Below are 23,965 nucleotides of genomic sequence, written 5' to 3' on the forward strand. Positions count from 1 at the left end.
AAGCGAGTGAACCTCCACCTACAAGTGCAAACTGACAAGCGAGGAGTTAAAAAAGTGAAAAGAGGCTAGATTAATTTCTAGCCTTTTTTCTTAGAAAAATATAAAGAGGTTCGTATGAAAATTATATATATAAAAGAAACATATATTGATTATTTAAGAGAATATGATTTAAAAGTTCCACACAATAAAAATGAAAAAAGACCATATATAGGAGTTTTATTTGAAATAAACAGTTATTTATACTTTGCACCTCTGACATCTCCTAAACCGAAGCATAAAACAATGTCTGAAAAAATAGATTTTATAAAGTTGAGAGATGGTGAGCTAGGAGCAATTAATTTAAACAATATGTTGCCTGTTCTAGAGTCAGAGATTATTCAATTTGATATAGATGGTTTGAAAAAAATTAATCCAAAAGAGTATAATAAATTTATAGATCAAGTTAGAGAGTTGAATTCTAAAAAAAGTAAAATAATAAAAAATGCAAATAAATTATATTTGAAAGTTACTGTAGATGAGATAAAAGGTTATAAAGTGAAATGCTGTGACTTCAAATTACTTGAGAGGATGGCTGAAATATTTTCAAAAAAATAGAGTCGATATATATTCTAAAGTATAAAAATATCACTTTTTATACTTTAGATATGATATAATCATTTATAAAATGAAAAAAAGGTGATTTATATGACTAAGTATGAAGAGTTATTGAAGTTATATTATAAAAAACAAAATATAACAGAAGAGTTGGAAAAAAGATTAGCTAATCCATGTGCATATAAAACAGAATTAGAGATTTTTCAAATCCTAGAAATTGTGGAGAAGTAACGTTTTTTGTAAAAGGTATGTTGGAATTTATTTTGAAAGGTCAAGAAAGTATAATAGAGATGCTAAATCAAAATATAGTGAAGTTAGAATTTGCATTTCAGTATATAAAAGATTGTAGTTTAACAGAGATAGAAAGTGAGATTTTATCGATATATGTTCAAGGTTATATTTTTGCAGAGAGATCTCATATGAAAGATTCTGAAATTTTAGAGTATTTACCAATAAAAAGTAAATTGACTCTAAAAAAACATCTAGATTCGTTAGTAGATAAAAATTACCTTCAACAGATATCTAAGAGACCTTCTCAACATAGTTTAAGTGAATTTTTGAAAGGTGAGTTTGAATAAGAAAATTATAGAAAAGATTTAAAGGTTAAGCCTAGTATAAACTGCTAAAGGATGGTGGTGAAATGCTAGGCTTAGTTTGTATGTTAGATGGAAAAGGGATGAAAAAAGGTGTGGCATCTTTAAAGGCTTTCAATCTCGAAAAGGTTAGAGAGGCTGCACTTTTCAATCTCGATTATACTTTAGAAACAATAAGGTTTTGTCGACTTAAAGGCTATATATACAGAGTGTCATCGTCGGTGATTCCTTATCCTGATTGCTGGGAGTGGAATAAAGATGAAGAGATTTTGAAAAAGTTAAAAGAGATAAAAAAACAGAGTTCAAAGATTCGGTTAATCATACATCCAGATCAGTTTGTGGTTTTAAATAGTGATTCGGAAAGTGTGATAAAAAACTCTTTAAAAATTTTGAAGAATCAAACCGATTTTGCAAAGTTAGCAGGAATAAGTGATTTGGTTTTACACATTGGAAAAAAAGATGGGATTAAAAAGTTTATCGAGACTTTTAAAACCTTAGATGACTACACAAAAAGTATTTTAGTTTTAGAAAATTGCCACTATTACAAGGTGAATGAGGTTTTAGAACTTTGTGAGGAGATAGAAATTCCAATGGTTTTAGATGTTCATCACGCAAGGGTTACAAATAGTGAAGGGTATGATATAGAAAGAGTAAAAGCGACTTGGAAAGATAGAAAGCCTCTCGCTCATATCTCTTCTGGAAAAGAGTCTGAGAATGACAAATCTCATGCTGATTATATATCAGAAGAGGATGTTCAGAGATTTGAATGGCTATTCCAAGATTTTGATGTGGAGGTCGAAGCCAAAAAGAAGGAATTAGCACTTGAAAAGTTAGAAAGCAAGTTAGGTTTTTAATTTTTTTAAATATGTTTATTTGGGTATTTTTCTCAAATAGTGATATAATAAGTTTAATAAAAATAATGAAGAATATGCAGGTGGTGGGAAGGTGTTAAGAGAATTTAAAGTTGATAATTTTAAATGTTTTAAAGAGTTTAAAATAGAAAACTTAGGTAGAATAAATATTTTTTTAGGATCGAATAATGTTGGTAAAAGTACTTTGTTAGAAGCTATTTTTGGATATGCTTGTGGAAAAAATTTAACACCATTACTGGAAAATACTATTCTTAGAATGGGAAGAAATAGAAATCAAAATATATATAACCTTATAGAAAAAAGTTTGAATACATTTAATAATAAACAAAATTTAGAGTTTTCTTTTGAAGGTAAACATGACAATAAAAATTTAAATACAAAATTTAACTATAAATTAAAACCAGGAACTAGATTTGGTGAGATTGAAGCAGAGTTGAACCCTAATTATTTTATTCAGCAAAATGAAACTAACAATCCAACAGAACTACTGTTTAATATTGAAGTTTTTGAAAACAATGTCAGAGCAAAAGAGGAAAGTGTTTTTTATCCTCCGATAAATAATTACGGAATGTTAGCAGCAGAGGCTCCATTTATAGTAGCTAATTATTTAAATGTGAGTAACTTTAAAGATTTAGCTGGATTAGTTAGAATTTATTCTATGCTAAAAAGAGAGAATTCCTTAAAAAGTATAGTTGAAGAGTTAAATAAAGCTTTTCATAACGAAATAGAAGATATTGATATGCTACCGTATCCAGATGGTTCTCAAGCACCAATATCAATAAAAACGTTAGAAGGTAAATATATTCCTATATATGAATATGGAGATGGAATGCAAAAATGGTTTTCAATGATAGGGAATCAAATTATATATAAAAATAGTTTGCATTGTATTGATGAGATCGGAGATATGTTACATCCAGAAGCACAAGGTTTTTTAGGACTTAATTTAAGTGAGTTAGCGGTGAAATATAACAATCAGATATTTGCAACAACTCAAAGTTTAGAGTTTGTTGAAAATTATTTAAAATATCTTTTAGATACTAAAAAAGAGTATTTAGACGAGATAAGAATAATAACTTTGAAAAATATAAAAGGAAATATAAAAGCTAGAGTTTTGACTGGTGAAAATGCATTGGAATTATTGATAGAAAATAGTGTGGAGTTGAGATAGATGCCGTACTATATAATACTTTGTGAAGGAAAGACCGATTCTTTTATCATAAACCTAATAATGGGAAGATATGGATTTAAGTATTTAGATAAAAAAAGAGCTAAGGATAAAATTTCTTTTAAAACTTTAAAAAATCAAAACCTAGATTACTTTACAGATGGAAGTTACTGCTTGATTATCTGGAATACAGCGGGCTGTACAAATATTCCTTATGCGGTAGATGAGATTAAAAAATTGATGTTAAATATTGGTGATGAAATTGAAAGCCTGGCTATCGTTATGGATAAAGATTTTAATACAGAAACTCAGCTTTTATCTCAATTTTCGAGTTTTTTTAATTTAGAAGGAAACTTAAAAAATGCAGTTTGGAATAAACATAATTATAGAGATGCATTTTCAGAAGAGAAAGCATTGAAAATACTTTTAAATGTGATACCCCATGAAAACTTTGGAGCTTTAGAAACTTTGATGTTTGATTCTTTGAAAAATAGAGGAAAAGAGGAAAATGAGATGGCTTTAGATGTAGAAAGTATGGTAGATGGGTTTCAAACTAAAAAAATATCATATTTTGAAAAAGATAGAGCTGTTATAAAGTCAAAATTAGGATGTATGGTTAATTTGCTTGATCCTGAAAGAACTTTTTATGATATAATCGACTCTTTTTCTGGGATAGCTTGGGAAGAGGATGAAAATGTAATAGAACATTTTCAGAGTTTGAATAGATATAAGTAAGAAAAAGACCAGGAAAGTTAATTCTGGTCTTTTTTTAAAATTATTTTATAGTGGATCTTCGTATAACAAGAGATGGTAAAATTTCAAAGTTTCCAAAATGATAGAATCTCTCTTCTGATATTTGATTTAAAAGAATCTCAAACCCCTTTTCGACAATCTCTTGAATCGGTTGATTTACACTTGTAATTTTTAAAATCTGAGATAAAATTGTATTATCAAAGCTTGCAATCATAGTATCTTTTGGTATATTTATATCACGAGCTTCAAGCTCTTTAACTAGTTCGTATGCTACAGTATCATTTGTTGTAAAAAATCCATCTGGATATTTAGATAAAGTACCTAAGAATTTCTTGATATAGTTCTTTATTTCAAAATTTGAAAGTGGTGTATTAGGCATGAAGATACACATATTTTCATCTACTCCAAATCCCTTTTCGTATAACTCACTTTGAAATCCAATATACTTCTCATCATTTTCAGGCCCTATATACGCTAGATTAATTCTTCCCTGTTCGATAAAGTGTTTTGCAACAAGCTCACCACCATATCTATGATTAGTAGAGATACTATTTGTATCTGGAAATTGATTAGTTAAAGTTATATGTGGTATATTTCTATTTTTAAGATATTTTATATTTTCAACAGAGTTAGCAACTAATATTATTCCGTCAACATTTCTTCTGATAAAGTTATTTATATTTTCAAACTCAGTCTCAGGATTACCTTGAGAGTTGTGTAAAATAAGATTATATCCTTTTTCAGTAGCTATTTTCTCCAAGTAATCTAAAATCTCTATAAAATATGGATTTGTTAAATTTGGAATTGAAACTCCTATTAAAAAAGAGCTACTTTTTTTTAGAGATTGCGCAGCTAGATTCGGTTGGTAGTTTAGTTCTTTGATCCATTTTCTAACTACTTTTACTTTTTCATCATCAACACTTTCAGGAGTGTTTAACACTCTAGAAACTGTTGAAAGAGAGACACCAGCTTTTTCAGCGACTAATTTCATTGTTACTTTCATATATACTCCTTTTAGAGAACGTTTTCATATAAACTATTATACATTATAATAAAAAAAAAATCAATATTTTTGATAACAATGTTCTTAAACAGTTTCAAAAGATTAAAATTAGAAGAAAAAACAATAAAAACAATTGACTTTTTCTCTGAAAAATATTATACTCATCTCAATAAAACGTTTTCATAAATTTGAAAATTTTTTCAAACAATCAAAAATATAGAATAAACAAAAGTTTAATAAAGGAGAAAATTATGAAAAAATTAATTTTATTAGGAGCAATGAGTTTATTGATTATGAGTTGTGGTGAAAAAGAAAGTAAAAATAAAGAGGTTACAGTGTGGACTCACGCATCACCTGAACACCCAGAGGGAAGAATGTTTCAAACGAGAGCTGATGAGTACAATAAAAATTTTCCAGACAAATTACCTATAAAGATTCAAAACTTTACAAGAGCGGGTGCAGGGTCTGGATATATGGATAAATTGAATGCTGCAATAACAGCTTCGGATATGCCTGATATCTTCACATTAGATGGCCCAGATATAGCCTCTTACGCAACAGCAGGTGTAGTAAAGCAACTTGATAACTCTATGAATAAAGAGTTTTTATCAGGATTTACAAAAGCTATTCAAGAGCAAGGAACTATAGATCATAAACTTTATGGAATAGGATACCAAGATTCAGGAGTTATCATTTTATATAATGAAGAGATAATAAATATGCTACCTCAAGATGTTAAAGCAATAATTCCAATGTCACCAGAAGCGGATTGGACGTGGGATGATTTCTATAAAGTCTCTTCAGCAGTTAAAGATTTAAAATCAAATCCAGAATTTAAAGATACTGAAGTGGTAAGAAAAATAGAACTTCCAGTTAGCTTTGCATTAGGAGATATAGTTAAAGGTGGATACGAGATAGCGATGTATTACCTTGCACCAATTATTTGGACAAATAACTCAAATGTAGTTTCAGAAGATGGTCTTACTACGGATGGATATTTAAATAATCCTAAAACAGTTGAGGCGTTACAGGTATTTGGAAAGTTTTTCAGAGATGATTTAGGTGGGATAGTAGAGTCAGAAAAAGCCTTTCATAATGGAAAAGCTGCTTTAGCAGTTGCAGGGTCTTGGTATATTCCAGATTTAACAAATAACTACCCAGAGTTAAAATATAGATCATTGAAATATCCTAAATTATCAAAAGATTTTACAGGAAATTATACACCTTCAGGAAGTTGGTCGTTTGTTGTAAACGGTGCATTAAAAGATAGTGATACTAAAACAAAAGAGGTTTTAGAAGCATTAGAGTGGCTAACAAATGATGATTCAGTAAAAGTTTACTATGATGCAAATAACTCTATTCCTGTAAGAACAGCTATGATAGATATAATTGATACAAATACATCAAATCCAAATTTCAATGAAGCGTGGACAGCTTTAAAAAATGAAATTAAAAATACAAATAAAGCTAGACCAGCATCACCGATCTATCCATATATATCTGAAACTTTTGCAAAAGATATAATTTCAAAGATAGCAAGAGAGAAAACTGCGGATTTTGAAACTATAAAAAAATATACAGATGAAGCTGTTACAAAAATAGATAGAGAGGCTAGAAAATATAAAAAGTAGAAAAGGGGAAGTGAGATGCGAATTCTAAAAAAAATAGATAAAGAGAGTATAGCGGGATTAGGGTTTCTAACACCTGCAATTATATTGATTTCATTATTTGTAATAGGTCCTATGCTGATAGCATTTTCATATGGATTTACAGATTATCATCTGTTAAGACCTCATGCTAAGCAGTTTATAGGCTTAGATAACTTTAAATATATGCTAGAGGATCCAATAATGTTTAAAAGTTTTATAAATACAACTTTATTTGTGGTTTTAGTTGTTCCATTACAACTTTCGATGGCTTTGGGATTTGCTTTAATAATCAATAAAAAGTTTAAAGGAAGTGTAATTTCAAAGCTTGCATTTTTCTCACCAGCTGTGTTATCACTTGTTGTAATCTCAATTTTATGGAGTATCTTACTAAATCCAAATTCAGGATTATTGAATCAATTTTTAGAACTTTTAGGATTCGAAAAACAGCCATTTCTTCATAGTGTGACTCAAGCCATGCCAACAATAGCGTTTATTTCGGCTTGGTCAGGATGTGGATACCAGATGCTTATATTCCTTTCTGGTTTAAAAAATATTCCAAATGAACTGTATGAAGCTGCAAAAATAGATGGAGCAAATAGATTCCAAAGTTTTATATATGTGACATTGCCATGTTTAAAGCCTATAACTGTATTTTTAGTTGTTACAACAATAATCGGAGCCTTCAAACTTATTGTTCAACCTATGGTTATGACAGGTGGTGGACCAGACAATGCAACTATGACGATTTTACAATATATATATGAATATGGATTTAGACATAGAAATACCGGATATTCAAGTGCAGTAACGATAGTCTTTGTAGTGATGTTAGTTATACTATCATTAATATTTAAAAAGTTTATACATGAGGAGGATTAAGATGAAAAGTAGATTGAGTTTAAAAAAAATAGGGTTTCATGCATTTGTATTGAGTTTATCTTTACTTTTTATACTTCCTTTATTCTGGATGATATCCTCATCATTTAAAACTGAACAGCAGATATACTCAGATATGACATCGCTGAGAGCTTTTTTTCCGAGTATTAAAAACTTTACGATTAAACCTTATACAGAGTTATTGGGTTCATACAATATCTTTAGAAATATGTTAAATAGTTTATTTTATTCTGTTATAACAGTAGCTTCAAGTTTGGTTATTAATTCATTAGCTGGTTATGCTTTAGCTAAAATGAAGTTGCCTTTTAAAAAGATATTTATGATAGCTATTGTTGGACTTATTATTGTTCCAACAGAAGCGACTATACTACCGATGTATCTGATAGTAAATAGATTGGGATTAGTAAATACTATTCCAGGAGTTATACTACCTTTTTCGGCGAGTGTTATGAATATATTTTTATACAGACAATATTTTTTAAAGTTTCCAACAGAACTTATTGAAGCTGGAAAAATTGATGGATTATCATCAGTTCAAATATTTTTTAGAATTGTAGTTCCAGTGAGTATTCCAATATATATAACAACTGGAGTCTTAGCTTTCTTAGCCTCTTGGAATGATTTCTTATGGCCAGTTATGGTAATAAGTAGAGAGAGAATGATGCCGATTCAAGTTGCCCTTAGTGCAATATTTGCAGATAGAGAGAATATATTTACAAACCATATGATGGCAGGATTAACCCTAGCAACTATTCCTGTAATTCTTATATATCTAATTTTCCAAAAATATATTGTTCAAGGAATAGCAACAACAGGGTCAAAAGGATAAAATTAAAAGATTAAAATAAAGATATAATAAAAGGAGATAAAAGATGGATAAAAGACCAAAGCTTCATTTTACACCACCTAAAAATTGGATGAACGATCCAAATGGATTATGTTTTTATAAAGGAGAGTACCACCTGTTTTATCAGCACAACCCTGAGAATTGTTATTGGGGAAATATGACTTGGGGACATGCAAAGAGTAAAGATCTTTTCAGTTGGGAGCATTTAGATTATGCCTTAATTCCTGATAAAGGGTTTGCAGATGAGGACGGTTGTTTTTCAGGAAGTGCTTTTATAGAAAATGATGAATTATATCTAGCTTATACAGGTATTGTAATGACAGAGAAAAAAATAAATGAGCATGGTAATCCGGTTACAGCAACGGATGATTCGATGATATCAACTCAACTGTTTGCAAAATCAAAGGATGGAATACATTTTGAAAAGTTAGAAACTGAAATAGTTGCACCTCAAAATTCTTGTAAAGCTCATTTTAGAGATCCTAAAGTTTGGAAAAAAGATGGAGTTTATTATATGGTTGTTGGAGCAAAAGAATCTGGAAAGGGAAAAATTCTTCTATATAAATCTGAGGATTTAAAAGATTGGGAAGTTTTGAGTGAGATAAAGAAAGATGATTTTGGATTTATGTGGGAGTGTCCGGATATGTTCAGTTTAGATGGGAAAGATGTTTTGATCTTTAGTCCTCAAGGAATAGGGCAGAATGGACAGGAACATATATCGGGATATTTTGTTGGAGAGCTAGACTATGGAACTGGAAGTTATAGCTTTGATAAGTTTAATCTTTTAGATTATGGATTTGAATACTATGCTCCACAAACTTTTTTAGATGAAAAAGGAAGAAGAGTGTTGATAGGGTGGCTTGTTAACCACGCACCACTTCCAGGAGAGAATTGGTCAGGGATGATGACACTTCCAAGAGAGTTGAAAGTGATAGGAGAGAGATTATATTCGTATCCTGTAGAAGAGATATTGAGCTACAGAAAAGAGTTGATTCAAGTAGGCAGTGTAACTGAAAAGAGTATCGAAATACTAGACGGTGCTTTTGATATGGAGTTTAAAGTTAATTTAGATAAGGATTTCAATTTAACAATATTCAAAAATGAAATTGAAGGATTGGAGTTATCTTGGGATGAGAAAACATCAGTTTTAAAATTAGATAGAACTGGAGTTATAAATGGTTTTAAACCATTAGAAACATTTGGAGTTAAAAGAGAGTTAGAGATTTCGAATAGAGGCGTTGTTGATTTTAGAGTGATAGGGGATAAAAGTGTTGTTGAAATCTATGTAAATGGTGGAGAGTTTGTAATGTCATCTGTAATAAATAGAGATAAAACTCAAAATAATATTTTTTTCAAAGGAGAGTTTGAAGATATAAAACTTTGGAAAATTTAAATAAATTAAAACAAGACGGGAGTAAAAAATGAAAAAGATGTTGATGGTTTCAATGGGGTTATGTGCTTTGATGTTTGTGAGTGAAAACGGGTATGCTCAAAATATTGAGGAAGTTGTGGTGATTGAAAAAAGAGGTGGGGACTCTGGAATTGAAAACTATGACGAAAATCAAATTAGATTCTTTGAATTGGAAAAAGAACTTAACTCTTTAAAAGGAAAAGAGTTAAATTTTACAGGTTTTATAGGAACAAAAGTTGAAATAGAGCAACTTTCGGGAGATGTTGACGCTGGAAAAGTTAAATTTATTTTAGCTGAAGGAAGTATCAAACATAAAAATTATGATAACTGGTCAATGTATTACAATGTAGCTAAAGAGCAGATTTTCAGCTCGAAGATGTGGGATAGAAGTAATAGCCCACAAAATACAATCGTTGAGATTGTGCCGAGATATCAAAAATCATTTAACAATGATAAAGGTTTTGGAGCTTTCGAATTTATTTATACTTCAGAAAGCATAGACAATAGAGATGCAGTTAAATTAAAGCCCTCGGTTTACTACAAGCTAAATGAAAAGTTAGCTTTAAACAACTCGTTTCTTATAGGAAGAGAGTTTAAAGGTGGGTATGATGATTATGAGTTAATCGAGTTAGAACCAGGATTTGGGTATAAGTTGAGAGATGATTTCGGTATGGGTATAAATTATTTCTTTAAATGGGGTCAGACATCAAACGAAAGATTCACAGAAAGAGAAAGATTTTTTAAACCATATGTATGGAAGAGTTTCGAAGGCTTAGGATTAGGTTTGTCACTGTGGGGAGAGATTGGTCCATATAGCAATAATGATGGTGCTAGACACAACAATACAAAGTTTGGAATAACAGGAAATAAAACTTTAACAGAAACATTAAAGGTTGTTGGAGAGGTAAGTTATAAAAGAGAGGAGCAAAAAAGCTCTAAGAAAGATATAGATGTAACTTTTGTGATGCTAGGATTACAGTATAGTTTTTAACATAAAAAAAGACCAGAATTAAATTTTCTGGTCTTTTATAATTTTTTATAAATTTCGCCTCTATTACCAGCTAATAAAACTTCTATTATTACAATCTGTCCATTTACAACTTTGAAAATTATTCTATAATCTTTTATTCGCATTCTCAAAAGTCCTTTAAATCCTTTCAAAGCTTTTATATCTGTATTTGGATTTTCATTTATTATATTTTTTTTAAACATCTCTTCTATATCTTTATGTTTAATAAAAAACTTATTTGCACTTTTAGAGTAGTTAAATTTACACTTCAACTGTTTCACTTCTTTCAATCGTTAGATCATCGTCAGTTAAAGAGCTTAAAGCCTCTAAAATTTCTGCTTCTTCCTCTTTATCTACATATTCAGTAATACTGTTTAATCTATAAAAAATACTATTTTTTCTTTTTTCAAGAGCCATCTGAATTCCCTCTCTTATTAATTCACTCATACTCTCATCATATATTTTAGAAACTTTTTTTATATCATCTATCAATTCTTGATCCAGTCTTAAATTAAAACTATTTTTCATAATTCACCTCTCAATAATATCATTGGTATATTGTATATACAATATACCATAAGTGTATATAAAAATCAAAAATTAAATTATTTTTAATATGAAAAGAGACCAGAAAATTTAGTTCTGGTCTCTTTATATATTATAAGTAGTTTATGGCAATTTTTACAGGTAGTTTTTATAGATCTCTTTAGCTCTTTCAACTTTCTCAGGAGATAACTTTCCTAAAGGCTCTTTACAGAATCCAGCACTAACACCTTGGCACTTTAAAAGCTCCTTTAAAGTTTGGAACAGTCCATTTCCGATAACAGCTTCAATCATATCGTTAGCCTTTCTTTGTAACTCTCTAGCCTCGTCAATTTTCCCCTCTTTCGCAAGAGTGAATATCTTCTTAGCATTTAATCCATTTACGTTATAAGTACTTCCGATAGCTCCATCCACATTTAAAACAGTAGCTGAAAGTAGCATCTCATCGAACCCAGAGTATAATAGCTTATCAGGGAAAGCGTGTCTTAATCTCTCCATTAAGAAGAAGTTTCCTTCTGTGAACTTAACTCCAATTATGTTCTCATTCTCGAATAGCTCAGCAAATTGAGGAACAGTCATGCTAACTCCAGTTAAAAGTGAGATTGAGTAAAGTATCATCTTATTGTTAGTAGCATTCGTAATAGTGTTGTAGTAGTTTTTGATCTCCTCAAAAGTAAACTTATAGTAGAATGGTGTTACAGCAGAAAGAGCGTCATACCCTAAATCCGTTGCATACTTTCCTAACTCTACAGCTTCATTTAGATCTAAAGATCCAACCTGAGCGATCATAGCAATCTCACCTTTACACTCATCCATAGCGATATCAAATATTCTCTTTTTAACCTCAGTTGGTAACATAAAGTTTTCCCCAGTACTTCCTCCAACGTATAACCCATCCACTTTCATCTTGTCGATATTATGTCTAACAGTCTCTCTTATTCCCTTCTCATCGATATTTCCATCTTTATCAAAAGCTATAAGTAGTGCTGAGAAAATCCCTTTTAATCTATCCATTTTATTCACTCCCCGTTTTTTTAGTTCTGTACGTAAACTAGCTTTTTCATGCTATGAACGCGTGAACATTTCTTATTTGAGTCTAGAATAATCCTTTTTCATCCAAAAGTCAACAAAATTTTAAAAAATTTTTTAATTTTTTTTGAAGTATTAAAAAAGTCCCTTATTTTACAAGGGACTTAAAAGCGACAATCGGTTTTATAAATTGGTGCTCGACACATTTTCTATTTTTGTATAGAGTTTCAAACATAATTTTCCCAGCTGTGTAGCCGATCTCTGAAAACTGCTCGTTGATAGAGGCGTATATAACCTCACTTTTGACATAGTCATTTACCTCTGGGTTTCCAGCTATTCCAACTATTTTATAGTCGTTTTCAGGAGTTAGTAACTCGCTGTTTTTCTTAATAATCTCCAAAGTGTATCTATTTGAGAAAATCCCCCTGATATCCTCATTCAGATACTCTTTTAAAAAGTTGTGAGAGTTTAAAATATCCTTTTTGGCTTCAACCACTCTTATACTCTCTCTTTGAAGCGAAGATGTAAACCCTTTGTAATACTGCTCAACCGAAACCTTATCCCCTGGGAACTTAAGCACTAAAACTTTCTCTTTTTTTCTGAGAACTCCCCTCATGATGTCCCCACTTATCTGTCCACCCATATAGTAGTTCGCTCCAACGTGTGAGATAGAATCTGAAAGCACGCTGTCTAAAGATAGAAACTTCACACGTTCATTTTCTAAAACTCTTTTCATAATCTCATTTTTTAAAAGTGGAGTTATGATGATTCCAGATGGTGAGCAGTTGTTTAAAACCCAATCGAGTTCGACAATCTGTGATTCTGGGTTTTCGATAGAGGTTTCAATAATCTCTATTTTATATCCAAAACCTTTGTTTTCTTTTTCAAAATATAGCAGTCCCTTTTTCAGCTCATCACTGTAGTGGTTAACAACTGATTTTAAAAGAAAAGCGTAGATAACTTTTTCATTTTTACTTGCTAGGGTACTACTGATATAGTTTTTCTCATACCCATAGGCTTCGATAATTTTTAAAATTTTCTCACGAGTCGCAGCTTTAACATTTTCATCGTCATTTAAAACTCTTGAAACCGTTGCTCGACTCACTCCAGCTAATTTTGCAATATCCTCTTGCTTTAGCATATATGTCCCTCCCTAAATATTCCTGCTTATATTATAATTCATTTTTTACAATACACAAAGAAAAATAAAAATGTTATATTTAAAAATAAATATTGACAAAGTGGAACATATAGTTTATCATCAAGTCATAAAAAGATTAATGAACGCGCGAACAAAATTTGGGAGGTAAATATGAGTTGGCATTGGTTTAACTGGGTAGTATTAGCATTTTACTTTTTAGGCATGGTTGGAATTGGGGTATATTTTTCTAAGAAAAATAGTTCAACTGAGGATTATTTCACAGCAAGCGGAAGAATTCCATCGTGGGTAACTGCGTGTAGTATATATGCAACTGCACTTTCATCAATATCATTTATAGCTATACCAGCTTCGGTTTTCAAAGGTGGAGCCATTATGGGGATGGCACCGTTAGGAATTATTTTAATGGTACTTTGGGCTGCGATTGTGTTTGTACCGTTTTTCAGAAGTATAAACGTAACGACAGCGTATGAATATTTAGGAAAAAGATTTGATAATGGATTTAGATGGGTTGGAAGTTTATCATTTATTCTTTTCCATCTGATAAGAATGGCTGTGGTACTTTACTTGCCAACACTAGCTTTAAAAGAAGCTCTACCAGGGATAAACCCAACACTTTTACTAGGAGCTGTTTCATTCCTTTGTGTTGTTTACACATCTATGGGTGGAATTGAAGCTGTGGTTTGGTCGGATGCGATTCAAACTATCATTCTACTTTTAGGAGCATTTTTAATTATAGTAATTGGATATAACGCTGCACCAGAAGGGGTTTCAACAGCATTTAAAACTCTTGCTGAAAATGGAAAAACTATCCCAGCATCAGCTTGGAAGTTCTCACTTACAGGAACAACTTTTGTAGGTATTTTATTTGGTGGATTCTTCAACGCTATCTACTCATACGTGGGTTCACAGGATATCGTTCAAAGATATAACACAACTAAAAATGATTATGAAGCAAAGAAAAGTTTATATATGAACGTACCTCTGCTTTGTATCAGTGTACTTATTTTCTCGGGAATGGGAACAGCACTTTTCCTATTCTTCAAATTTAAAGCTATTTTACCAGCGAATATAGATGGAAATGCAATTCTTCCATACTTCGTAATTAACTATATACCTATTGGATTCTCAGGGGTTATTCTAGCTGCAATCTTTGCTGCTGCTCAATCGACAGTTTCGTCGAGCTTGAACTCACTATCGACTTGTGTGACTTCAGATATCGTAGCACCTTTAAGAAAAAATCTAACTGATAAAGAGAAGTTAAACATTGCGAAAGCTGTGAGCTGGGGAGCTGGAATCATCAGTACAATCTTAGCTATCAGATTCTTAAGTGCTGGGCAAGGGGATATGTTCTTATACTTCCAAGCTATCACTGGACTATTGGGTGGACCGATAGCTGGTCTGTTCTTAGTTGGAATCTTCAGTAGAAGAGTTGACAGTAGAGCGGCGTGGGTAGGATTTTTAATCTCAGTAGCAGTTGCGGTATATATTGGTAACCCAGCTGGATTGGTTACAAAATTTGTCCCTGGATATACAAAACCAGCGGTGTTTGAATTACTGATTGCCTTTATCATAATGGCATCTTGTGTTATTCCAGCTGTAGTGGCATCATTCTTCTTCGGAAAGGTTGAGGAGAAAAAGATAGCGGGATTGACATACTTCACATTTAGAAATCCCAAAGCTACAAAAAAATAAAAAGAAAATAGTTCATCAATAAATACTGATGAACCATCAATTAAGTTCTCATAAGATCTATAAAGATCCCCAAAATATATTCAAATATAAAAAGCTGTAGAACTCATCTTCTACAGCTTTTGTATTTCCTTAATATTATAGTAAATCGAGCTCTTTTTTTAAAGCTTCTTGAAGCAGTTTTGAAAAATTAATTTTCTTTTGAACTCCAAGATCATTCAGCCACTTTGGAATCGTTAATGTTTTTTTCACTGGTTGAGAGTGATACTTTTTCCTATATGAAATCATATCAGCTGTAACCATAACTACATATTCATTTTTTTCTAATTTTATATCTTCTATATTTATAATTTTAGGAAGCTCTTCAATGCCATCTAAATTTAGTTCTAAGCAATCTTTAGCCATAAAGACAGCTTCTTCAAATGTATCACCACAAGTAAAAGCTCCTTCTATTCCAGGAAAATAAACACTATATCCATCTTCATCTTTTGAAAAAACTGCTGGGAAAATAAAAATATCTTTCATCAAATCACTCCTTACATTTTAAATTGGGAACGGGGGGCTTATGCCCAACCCGCTTGTTTAAAGATTGATGCTAAAGTTTTTTTAGTAAAATCTTTTTTAGGATGCGGAACAGTCACAATTCCTTTTTTATCAGGATGCTTCCATTTCGTATGAGACCCGGTTTGACCCTCAAGAGTCCATCCTTCTTTCTTTAAACGTTTGATGATTTCCTTAGACGTCATTAGGAATCACCTCCACACACGTATAATAACACGTATAAAAGTATAAGTCAACTCTTCAATATTTAATATAACTTTAATGATATCGTAGAAACGAAGGCACCAACGTATGAAACGTTGAATGAAAGGTAGTCTGTGATGTCATAGCCAAGTCCAACGTTAGCTCCGATGATGTAGTCTCCACCGATATTTGTGTTAAACTTTGATTTTTTTATAACCTCGCCAGTCTCGTTGTCATAGATGTAGTTCTCTTTCTCATATCCCTTTACAACTCCAACTCCAATCGTGAAGTAGAAGTCGTTTAAACTTTGAAACGGTCTTAAATATTTCCCAGCTGCTAAAACATATGAGTCGTTATCAAAACTATTTTTAAAATATCCAAAGCTAATCCCAAAATCTTCGATAGGTCTATATTCAAATCCTATTAGGTTTGTATCATTGTTGTAGATGTCATTGTCGTTTGTATGTGTCGTATAGATACTTCCAATCAGTCTTAGCTCAGGCTTGAAAACTTTTTCATTTGAAAGCTCAACGATAGTCGCTTCATCTGAACTCTCCAAAGTAAATTTCTCCTCTAAAGCCACCTCGTTTTTTAAATCTAAAGGTGCCGCTAAAGTAGAGACTTCCTTACTAAAAGAAAGAGTACCCAATACAAAAAGCGTTGTCATTATTTTTGTTACAAATTTAATCTTAATCCCTCCAGTTACAAGTAAATTGTTATTTTTTTCACACGGTGAACATGCACTATATTATACATGAATATCTGAGAATCGTCTACAAAACTAAAAAGAAATAACGATAGATATAAAATTACATCTTCTTGACTTTTAGTGTCCATATTTATATAATATTATTATGCAAAAATAATATAAAAAGAAAGAGTTGGAAGATGCCAACTCTTTTTCTATGAAAAAATATATGAGGGAGGAAAATTGAAAAGTTACATTAGGTTTTTGAAAATAGTATTTCTTTTAATGTTGGCTTTTTCAATGTATAACAAAAGTAGATTTCTTCGTTCAGAGATAAAAACATCAATAGGATACTTCAACAGCAGTTTTGATGAAAAGATATACATATTGAAAAATGAGGTTAATTTTTTAGAAAAAACCAAAAAAGAGTTAGAGGTTCCAAAGTATAAAACAAAGGGACGAATCAAATATTTTGAAGTAAATGGATATGGTGTTTATTTTGATACAGCAGTAGTGATGCCAAAAACCTATGATTACTATGATATAGCTAGTGGAAGAGAGAGTTTAAATCGAAAATTTAACAACTCTTTTTATGGAATTATATATAATAAGGTAAGAAAAGTTGACACAAGAGATCTATATAATGAAAATGCAAGTGTGCATCGTGGTCGAGGAGATATAATATTTATAGATAAGTTTGAAGAGGAGTGGGCAGAGGCGTTGCAAAAAAAGATGCTTTCAAAGTCATTTTTCAAAAATACTAAAAGTGTTTCAAGAGATAATATCGAGTTTGTATTGTATGATTCATATATTGATAAAATCTACGGTTTAAATATGTTTTCAATTATTATACCGAATTACGAAATGAAAGATGATATCGAGTTTTTAAATGGAATCTGGTATTTTGACTTTGATAACAAATTTTTTGATAGGGATTTAGAAGCTTTAAAAACTAAACTTAATTTAGATATACTCATTGTAGATTCTAAAAATGAAGTGATGAGTTCAACAGATAAAGAGTTAGATTTTAAAGAATCGGATATGAAAAAATATTACAGCTATAATTTGAGTAAAACCAATTATAAGATTTTGGTAAAAAAGATTACACTAAAAAATCTTTTAGGTTACCAAGAGTTGATTTTCTTTGTTTTATTTTTAGCTTTGGGAGTTTACCTTTCTAAAAGAGAGCGTTTAGAGAAAGAGGTTGAAAAACTGAAGATAGCTGAGAAAATAACAAGACACCTTATGTTAAGAGACCCTCTGACAAAACTTTACAACAGATATTTTATAGAGAAGGGATTGGAATATCCTATTCAAAACTGTGGAGTTGTATTGATAGATATAGATTACTTTAAAAGTATAAATGATAACTTTGGTCATAGCAAGGGAGATCATGTGCTACGTGGAGTGAGTAATGTTATAAAACTTTTAGGTGGTAGAGATGTCCATGGTATCCGTTGGGGTGGCGAGGAGTTTCTAGTTGTTTTCAAGAATACCGATAGATATGAGCTTCTGAGAAAGATTGAACTGATTGCAGCTTCAATCAAAAAGCTGGACTTGATAGAGAATGTGGCTATAACAGTTTCGGTTGGAGCGGTTATAGCGGATATAGAAACAAAAGAGTGTTTGTATAGTGCCATCGCAGAGAGTGACAAAAATCTATACAAAGCAAAGGCTACTGGAAGAGATAGAATAGTGATGTAATTAGAATTAGTTTGCAACGGTTTGAAAAAAAAGTTATAATATTTTAAATAAGCTCTTCAGAGGAGGAAGGTTATAATGATAAATATTTTTTCTAATAATTTAGATGATTTTATTCAAAAGATTAAGAATATTCAAAGTAATTATAATTTACCCGAAGATGTTCCTAATTTAAAAAATAAAACGTTAAGATTTTTTGATGTTGACGATATGTATATGAATGCTTTGGATTTCTATTCTTCTTCAGAGTATTATTTAAATGATTTTGAATCTTTCTTAAAAGAAAATTTAGATGAAAAAACTAATTTTACATCTAGATTTAAAACATTTGAATCTTTTGAGAAAAAATGGGTTAAAAACTCACAAACGGGTCAAGAAAAAAAGTTTTATAAGGCTTGCAATGATGTTTTGGGATATAGATTTATTGTTGACTGTAATCAACAACATCTCGTTAACCTTTTGAATACTTTAGAGTTGGAAGATGTGATTAAGATTGACTTTTACACAAATATAAAAACTAATGATGATGGTTATAGAGGAATTCATCTGTATTTTTGGTATAACCGTAGAAATTTTCCCTTAGAGATTCAAATTTGGACAGTGAAAGATGCGCTACTACATTTTTACACACATGAGATTATATATAAAGATGCTAATAGTATAGCTCAAAAAGAATACTCTAAAAATCTTAGACAATGGCTTGATTCTATTCCTGACGAACCTGAAGGATTAGAACTTAATTATACTAATTATCTTTACAATATTCTAAATAAAGATAAGTAATTTAAAGTAAAAGGAGTGAGATTATGGAATCTAGAGTTTTTTTATTTGTTAGAAAAACAGGTATTCAAAATACAAATATAATTGAGATTGATAGAAAAAAAGCTATAAAGTTTATTAAAGATAACTATAGAAATAAAAATAGATACCAGATAGGAATATTAACGGGCAATAACTATGAAACTATAAAAAGTGTTTATGGTGAATACGCTCCATTTAAAAAAGTAGTTGAACTTGAAATACTTAATTCATTAGTTAACAATTGTTGAAAATAAAGAAGCTCCCGACATTAAAATAGGGGAGCTTCTTTTATATTTATAGGTTTGCTGATGTAGTAACCTTGAGCATAATCTACGCCCTGCTCTTTTAAAAACTCTAGCTGCTCAGAAGTTTCAACACCCTCTGCAACTATTTTCAGATTCAACTCTTTGATTAAAGAGATTAAACTTTTATACACTATGGTTCCACCCTCTCTATTTAGCTCGATAGAGTCTAAAAGAGATTTGTCAAACTTCACTATGTGTAAAGGGATAAGTGGTAGTATTCCAGCTGTCGAATGCCCAGCTGTGAAATCATCAAGTGAGATAAGAAAACCTAGTTCACTAAGAGCTTTCATCTTACTTATTAAATCCTGAATATCTGTAACGAAAACCGATTCAGTTATCTCAACTTCAAAGTACTTTCCAGAAATCTCATACTTTTCTAAAAGCCCACTTAAAATTGCAATAAGGTCAGTTCTTTTAAATGTAACTACCGAAAGATTAAACGACATTCTAAAATCTGGTGGTAGAGTACCTTTTATCAACTCGTTTTTCACAAAAGCGATAGCTTTATCAGCTATAGTGTAATCAATTTTGTGAATAAAGTTATACCTTTCAGCTATGCTAATAAACTCAAGTGGTGAAATAACTCCAAGAGAGTCTGAGCTGTAACGAGCCAAAGCCTCACCTCCAACTATTTTCCCATTATCTAAAGATAGCTTGGGTTGAAACACAGGGTAAACCCCATCTATATTTTCCTTTAGAACATTGAAAACTTTATCCTCACGTTGCTTTTGAGCTATAAAAGCCTCATCAGCTAACTTGTAACGGAAACTCTTTTTATTTTTAGCTTCAAACATAGCCAAATCAGCGTATTTGAATATATCTGTCGTTGAAAGAGTTTTACTTTTTGGACAGAATCCAACTGAGAACGAAACCCCATATCTCACCATATTTGGACAAAACCATTTATACCCATGAAACTTTTGGACTATATTTTCCAAATCATCATCTATAAATCCATAAAACTCATCTCCAGAGATTCTGAAAATTTTAGAATCTGAGAATATATGTTTTAGAAAAGCTGAAAACTCAACTATAATAGTATCTCCAAACTCATGCCCAAGAGAGTCGTTCACCTTTTTAAAGTTATTCAAATCGATAGCAAAAGCATAACCTGAAAGGTCATCATCGGCCTTTGAGCAGAAAGTGTTGAAAACAAATCTATTCGCTAAGCCAGTTAGTGGATTTTTAAGTAGCTCCTCTTTATGTTTTTTTTCAATGTATAGTTTTACTAAAATAAAGGATAAACCAATAATAAGGATAAGACTGAAAAGATAGAAAAGGTTTTTAACCTTTTGGGATGTATTCATAAGAATCTTATCCTCGGTATCCTTTTCAATTGTAGATAGTTTCAAAATATCCTCTTTATTTGTTAGATGTAGCATAGCTTTATCAAAAATATTTCGAAGTAGGAGGTTCTCCTTATTAAATGCCATATTTACAGGGACACTTTCAAAGAATGAAACGTTATATTTTTGAGGGTTGAAGTATGTGTTGTTGGCGGTTAGGATATTATCTATCAAACCTTTATTTAGAGCGTTCATCATCGTTGGGAAATCCTCAAATGTGGTGATGTTGTTTGAGATATCATATCTACGAGCGATCTGCTCTTCAACACTTTCTTTTAAGACACCCACAGACCTATGAGTATCAGTTGATGTTTTTAAATTTACAACGTATAAAGGAATCTCGTAGATTTTCTTTGAAAAGATAAAATCTCGACTTCTTTCACGTGTGTGTGAAAGAGCTATCATATCGATTTTTTTGGCCTTTAAATCAGTTAAAGATTTCAGATGACCGTGTGTATAATCGATGATTTTTATATTTAGTAAATCTCCAATTTGATTTACAGTTTTTGGAAACACCCCTTTATATCTTCCATCTAGCTTTGATAAATACGACATAAGGGTGTTGTATTCGCTTTCGTAGACGATTCTTAATTTAGTTAGAGTTTGGAGATATTGGAGCTCTTTAGGTGTCAGCGACTTATAGAAGTTTTGAAGAGCTAATTTTTTACTGATACTGTATAGAGATTTTAAGAACTTATCACGGTAGGTGTCGTTTAGGATTCTATCAAGTATAGGTATGAGCTCTGAATACTCTTCAGCTAAGCCGATTGCTATTCCACCTGAGTTACTAATTTTCACACCGTAGATTGAATCATAAAGCACAGGCGTAGGAGTTAAAATCAACTTATCTTTATAGTCGTTTAAGTCATCAACCTCTATAAGTCTAGCGTTGATACCATTGTTGGTCAAAATAGCTTTGACGTAGTTTTTATACACATGTCCTTTGGCTACATAGATGTCACGCCCCTCTAACTCCTCGAGTGTATAGAGTTGTGTTGAGGTAGAAGCCACGAAGATTGTTTCACTGAAGATTGTGTTTGTGAAGTTTAAAAAACGGCTTGCGTAATCTTCACGGTTGATAAGAGTGATAATATCTACCCTTTTTTCTATAAGGTCTGTTTTTAGATTGTAGTAGTAGTCCTCTTCAAATTTAACATTTAGGTTTAGATAGTTTTGAAAAAGGTCTTTTACAATTTCGTTTAGAGATTTCTCCTCTTCTGTGCTGATGTTGTAAAATTCACTTTTTCTGAGACCAACTCGGATCTCCTTTGTTCGTAGATTTTTTAGATATGCCTCTTCCTCTAAGCTCTTAGGGATATAGGTATCACTGAAAACCAGTGTAGCTAGTAGAAGAAAGAAGGCATAGATTCGGCTAAGCATAATCCTCCTTATTTATATATAATTTTATTTTTTCCAGATTTTTTTGCGGTGTATAACAGTTTATCGCAAGTTTGATAGATATCATTATTATTTTTTGAAAATCCACCACTTATTGTTACTTTTATATGGTGCTCCCAAGTTAGATTACTGATAGCTCTTCTAATAAACTCAGAGCTCTCTTTGGCGAAGTTTTCATCTATATTTACAAAAATAACTGCGAACTCCTCTCCACCAATTCTATATGCTAGAGAATACTTTGAATCAATCTCTTTCAAAAGCTTTCCAATCGTAGCTAAAACGGTATCACCAAATTCATGACCATAGGTATCATTGAGAGATTTGAAGTTATCTATATCGAAAAGTAGCATATAGTAAAGTTTATCTTTTAAAAGCTCACTTCTCTCTGTAAAAGAACGACGGTTTTTTAGAGATGTCAGTGAATCGGTTTCAGCTTTTTGTTTAGCTGAGTTCAGTTGCTTATGGGCAATTGAAGTAGCTAAAAGTGTTATTAGAGTCAATAGAAAAAGATTTCTATAGAGTTTTAAGTTTTGGCTTTCGATATATCTATTTTCAAGAGAACGCAGTAGATATAAAACCAAAACCTCATTATTAGATGAGTTTATATTTTTTAGATTTTTATCAAACGAACTTTTCAAAGTTCGATAACTATTTATATCATTTATTAAATAGTAGTATTCAAAAAGAAGAGTATACGCTTCATCAAGATATGTTCTATTTACTTTATTTTCTGAAAGATATATGATTTTCAATAGATTTTCAACTGAAAAATTGTCTATATCAGCAACTAAGTTGTAGTTTTCATTTGTGACAGCATAGAAGCTAGAAAAACCAGTAAAGTGCTCAACTGTTGTTTTATTCATAATCTCTTTAGCTGCTAAAAGTTTCTTTTTAGCTAGAGCTATATCTAAATTATCGATAGCGATTTGAGTTTCTAAGGTATATTTAAATGCTAAGACATTTTGGATGTAGGTCTCACTTTCTCCAAGGAGCAAAGAATCTATATTTTCAAGAGTTCTTAAGGCCTCTGAATTTTTTTTAATTAAAAAATAGTTTTCAGCTAGATGGAAGTGTTTCATAACCTCGACACGGTTTTTAGAAGGATATGAATCTGTGGTTTTAGGAATCTTATTTAATATAGTTATAGCTGTTTCGTTTCCATCTAAACGAGCTATAAGACTACTCAGGGTGATATACGCTCTATCTGTGTGATATTCTGATTTTAGTTCTTCAGCTAACTTTAGAACCTCTATATTGGTTGTGATTGAATCTATAATTTGTCCACTTGAAATCTCTAGAGTTGAGAGCTTTCCCAAAATGAAAAGAGTTGCCTCTGAGTTTAGTTTTTTACTAGTTAAAACCTCTTTGAGTATAGTTATTCCAATGTGATTATCAGTTGGTGAGTTCAAAATAGGTCGAATACTCTCTGCAATCTCTTTGTATCTTTTTTTATATTCTGCTTTAGGTATAGTTTTGAAGTTCTCCCAGACTATTTTCTCAGCAGGTGTTAGATTACTCTGATTGATGGTTTTGGTATTGTTGACTATTGGAAATAAACCAGTGATTTTGTTTTTTCCTTTAATTCTTAGGTTGAAAGATATAACTATAAAAATAGCTATGATAAAAAAATAAAAAATAGAAAACTTTCTATTCGTTGACATTTTCCTCCCCTTTTAAAACTACAATTTTAATATATTAAAAAAGTATATGTAAACGGCAAGAGTTTTTTGTTGTTTTTTTGGCATTTTCAATTGTTATAAAAT

The 23,965-nt window shown here is 31.1% G+C and carries 25 protein-coding genes; 15 read left to right on the top strand and 10 right to left on the bottom strand.

Features of this window, described 5'->3' with window-relative positions:
- Positions 1 to 114: 114 nt before the first annotated feature.
- The 6 genes from Q0O83_RS10390 (at position 115) to Q0O83_RS10415 (ending at position 3,962) form a co-directional block, all read left to right on the top strand.
- Positions 115 to 594 carry a type III toxin-antitoxin system ToxN/AbiQ family toxin gene (locus Q0O83_RS10390; protein WP_294096854.1) on the top strand — a complete coding sequence of 160 codons (480 nt, stop codon included), beginning with the start codon at positions 115 to 117 and terminating at the stop codon, positions 592 to 594.
- A gap of 90 nt (positions 595 to 684) precedes the next feature.
- Positions 685 to 825: a hypothetical protein gene (locus Q0O83_RS10395; protein ID WP_294096856.1), complete on the top strand. Its 141-nt coding sequence runs from the start codon at positions 685 to 687 to the stop codon at positions 823 to 825.
- Positions 826 to 842: 17 nt separating this feature from the next.
- Positions 843 to 1,172: a hypothetical protein gene (locus Q0O83_RS10400; protein ID WP_294096858.1), complete on the top strand. Its 330-nt coding sequence runs from the start codon at positions 843 to 845 to the stop codon at positions 1,170 to 1,172.
- Between the two features lie 62 nt (positions 1,173 to 1,234).
- On the top strand, positions 1,235 to 2,041 hold the full coding sequence (locus tag Q0O83_RS10405; protein ID WP_294096860.1) for a hypothetical protein: 807 nt from the start codon (positions 1,235 to 1,237) through the stop codon (positions 2,039 to 2,041).
- Between the two features lie 91 nt (positions 2,042 to 2,132).
- Positions 2,133 to 3,230, top strand: coding sequence for an AAA family ATPase (locus Q0O83_RS10410; RefSeq protein WP_294096862.1), 1,098 nt, complete (start codon positions 2,133 to 2,135; stop codon positions 3,228 to 3,230).
- The gene (locus Q0O83_RS10415) at positions 3,231 to 3,962 is read left to right on the top strand and encodes a DUF3226 domain-containing protein (protein ID WP_294096864.1); all 732 of its coding nucleotides are present in this window, start codon (positions 3,231 to 3,233) and stop codon (positions 3,960 to 3,962) included.
- A 40-nt stretch (positions 3,963 to 4,002) separates the two neighbouring features.
- Here Q0O83_RS10415 and Q0O83_RS10420 read toward each other — a convergent pair whose 3' ends face one another.
- Positions 4,003 to 4,983 carry a LacI family DNA-binding transcriptional regulator gene (locus Q0O83_RS10420; RefSeq protein ID WP_047395658.1) on the bottom strand — a complete coding sequence of 327 codons (981 nt, stop codon included), beginning with the start codon at positions 4,981 to 4,983 and terminating at the stop codon, positions 4,003 to 4,005.
- A gap of 251 nt (positions 4,984 to 5,234) precedes the next feature.
- Between Q0O83_RS10420 and Q0O83_RS10425 the strand changes: the two genes are divergently transcribed.
- From Q0O83_RS10425 to Q0O83_RS10445, 5 genes are read left to right on the top strand one after another with little or no spacing between them, the layout of a single operon-like run.
- Positions 5,235 to 6,614, top strand: coding sequence for an extracellular solute-binding protein (locus Q0O83_RS10425; RefSeq protein ID WP_294096867.1), 1,380 nt, complete (start codon positions 5,235 to 5,237; stop codon positions 6,612 to 6,614).
- A gap of 15 nt (positions 6,615 to 6,629) precedes the next feature.
- Positions 6,630 to 7,511, top strand: coding sequence for a sugar ABC transporter permease (locus Q0O83_RS10430; protein ID WP_047395664.1), 882 nt, complete (start codon positions 6,630 to 6,632; stop codon positions 7,509 to 7,511).
- Between the two features lies 1 nt (position 7,512).
- Positions 7,513 to 8,358, top strand: a complete 846-nt coding sequence (locus Q0O83_RS10435) for a carbohydrate ABC transporter permease (protein WP_294096869.1) — start codon at positions 7,513 to 7,515, stop codon at positions 8,356 to 8,358.
- 43 nt (positions 8,359 to 8,401) lie between these two features.
- Complete coding sequence (locus Q0O83_RS10440) at positions 8,402 to 9,769, top strand: sucrose-6-phosphate hydrolase (RefSeq protein WP_294096872.1); 1,368 nt, start codon at positions 8,402 to 8,404, stop codon at positions 9,767 to 9,769.
- 28 nt (positions 9,770 to 9,797) lie between these two features.
- Entirely contained in the window at positions 9,798 to 10,778 is a 981-nt protein-coding gene (locus Q0O83_RS10445; RefSeq protein ID WP_294096874.1) for an OmpG porin family protein, read from the top strand.
- Positions 10,779 to 10,813: 35 nt separating this feature from the next.
- Here the strand turns inward: Q0O83_RS10445 and Q0O83_RS10450 are convergent, their stop codons facing one another.
- The 4 genes from Q0O83_RS10450 to Q0O83_RS10465 all read right to left on the bottom strand — a co-directional run bounded on the left by Q0O83_RS10450 (position 10,814) and on the right by Q0O83_RS10465 (position 13,509).
- A complete protein-coding gene (locus Q0O83_RS10450; protein WP_294096901.1) occupies positions 10,814 to 11,077 on the bottom strand; it encodes a hypothetical protein in 264 nt (87 codons plus the stop codon).
- Positions 11,058 to 11,324: a hypothetical protein gene (locus tag Q0O83_RS10455; protein WP_294096877.1), complete on the bottom strand. Its 267-nt coding sequence runs from the start codon at positions 11,322 to 11,324 to the stop codon at positions 11,058 to 11,060. Before Q0O83_RS10455 ends, Q0O83_RS10450 begins: the two co-directional genes overlap by 20 nt.
- Positions 11,325 to 11,477: 153 nt before the next feature.
- Positions 11,478 to 12,353 carry an N-acetylneuraminate lyase gene (locus Q0O83_RS10460; protein WP_294096879.1) on the bottom strand — a complete coding sequence of 292 codons (876 nt, stop codon included), beginning with the start codon at positions 12,351 to 12,353 and terminating at the stop codon, positions 11,478 to 11,480.
- 163 nt (positions 12,354 to 12,516) lie between these two features.
- Complete coding sequence (locus tag Q0O83_RS10465; RefSeq protein ID WP_294096881.1) at positions 12,517 to 13,509, bottom strand: LacI family DNA-binding transcriptional regulator; 993 nt, start codon at positions 13,507 to 13,509, stop codon at positions 12,517 to 12,519.
- A 171-nt stretch (positions 13,510 to 13,680) separates the two neighbouring features.
- Between Q0O83_RS10465 and Q0O83_RS10470 the strand changes: the two genes are divergently transcribed.
- Positions 13,681 to 15,222 (top strand): sodium:solute symporter, encoded by a 1,542-nt coding sequence (locus Q0O83_RS10470; protein ID WP_294096883.1) that lies wholly within the window; start codon positions 13,681 to 13,683, stop codon positions 15,220 to 15,222.
- A gap of 135 nt (positions 15,223 to 15,357) precedes the next feature.
- Here the strand turns inward: Q0O83_RS10470 and Q0O83_RS10475 are convergent, their stop codons facing one another.
- The 3 genes from Q0O83_RS10475 to Q0O83_RS10485 form a co-directional block, all read right to left on the bottom strand.
- On the bottom strand, positions 15,358 to 15,744 hold the full coding sequence (locus Q0O83_RS10475) for a type II toxin-antitoxin system HicB family antitoxin (RefSeq protein WP_294096885.1): 387 nt from the start codon (positions 15,742 to 15,744) through the stop codon (positions 15,358 to 15,360).
- Between the two features lie 38 nt (positions 15,745 to 15,782).
- A complete protein-coding gene (locus Q0O83_RS10480) occupies positions 15,783 to 15,965 on the bottom strand; it encodes a type II toxin-antitoxin system HicA family toxin (protein WP_294096887.1) in 183 nt (60 codons plus the stop codon).
- A gap of 62 nt (positions 15,966 to 16,027) precedes the next feature.
- Positions 16,028 to 16,630 carry a hypothetical protein gene (locus Q0O83_RS10485; protein WP_294096888.1) on the bottom strand — a complete coding sequence of 201 codons (603 nt, stop codon included), beginning with the start codon at positions 16,628 to 16,630 and terminating at the stop codon, positions 16,028 to 16,030.
- A gap of 285 nt (positions 16,631 to 16,915) precedes the next feature.
- Here Q0O83_RS10485 and Q0O83_RS10490 point away from each other — a divergent pair, with 285 nt between their 5' ends.
- The 3 genes from Q0O83_RS10490 to Q0O83_RS10500 all read left to right on the top strand — a co-directional run bounded on the left by Q0O83_RS10490 (position 16,916) and on the right by Q0O83_RS10500 (position 19,401).
- Positions 16,916 to 18,355: a GGDEF domain-containing protein gene (locus Q0O83_RS10490; RefSeq protein ID WP_294096890.1), complete on the top strand. Its 1,440-nt coding sequence runs from the start codon at positions 16,916 to 16,918 to the stop codon at positions 18,353 to 18,355.
- A gap of 75 nt (positions 18,356 to 18,430) precedes the next feature.
- Positions 18,431 to 19,135, top strand: a complete 705-nt coding sequence (locus Q0O83_RS10495; RefSeq protein ID WP_294096893.1) for a hypothetical protein — start codon at positions 18,431 to 18,433, stop codon at positions 19,133 to 19,135.
- A gap of 23 nt (positions 19,136 to 19,158) precedes the next feature.
- Positions 19,159 to 19,401, top strand: coding sequence for a hypothetical protein (locus Q0O83_RS10500; RefSeq protein ID WP_294096895.1), 243 nt, complete (start codon positions 19,159 to 19,161; stop codon positions 19,399 to 19,401).
- Between the two features lie 20 nt (positions 19,402 to 19,421).
- On the opposite strand, the gene Q0O83_RS10505 is transcribed toward Q0O83_RS10500, so the two are convergent.
- Positions 19,422 to 22,184, bottom strand: a complete 2,763-nt coding sequence (locus tag Q0O83_RS10505) for an EAL domain-containing protein (RefSeq protein WP_294096897.1) — start codon at positions 22,182 to 22,184, stop codon at positions 19,422 to 19,424.
- 8 nt (positions 22,185 to 22,192) lie between these two features.
- Positions 22,193 to 23,863 (bottom strand): GGDEF domain-containing protein, encoded by a 1,671-nt coding sequence (locus tag Q0O83_RS10510; protein ID WP_294096899.1) that lies wholly within the window; start codon positions 23,861 to 23,863, stop codon positions 22,193 to 22,195.
- Positions 23,864 to 23,965: the final 102 nt, after the last annotated feature.

This window comes from uncultured Cetobacterium sp., assembly GCF_945952365.1.
In the GTDB taxonomy this organism is placed as follows: domain Bacteria; phylum Fusobacteriota; class Fusobacteriia; order Fusobacteriales; family Fusobacteriaceae; genus Cetobacterium_A.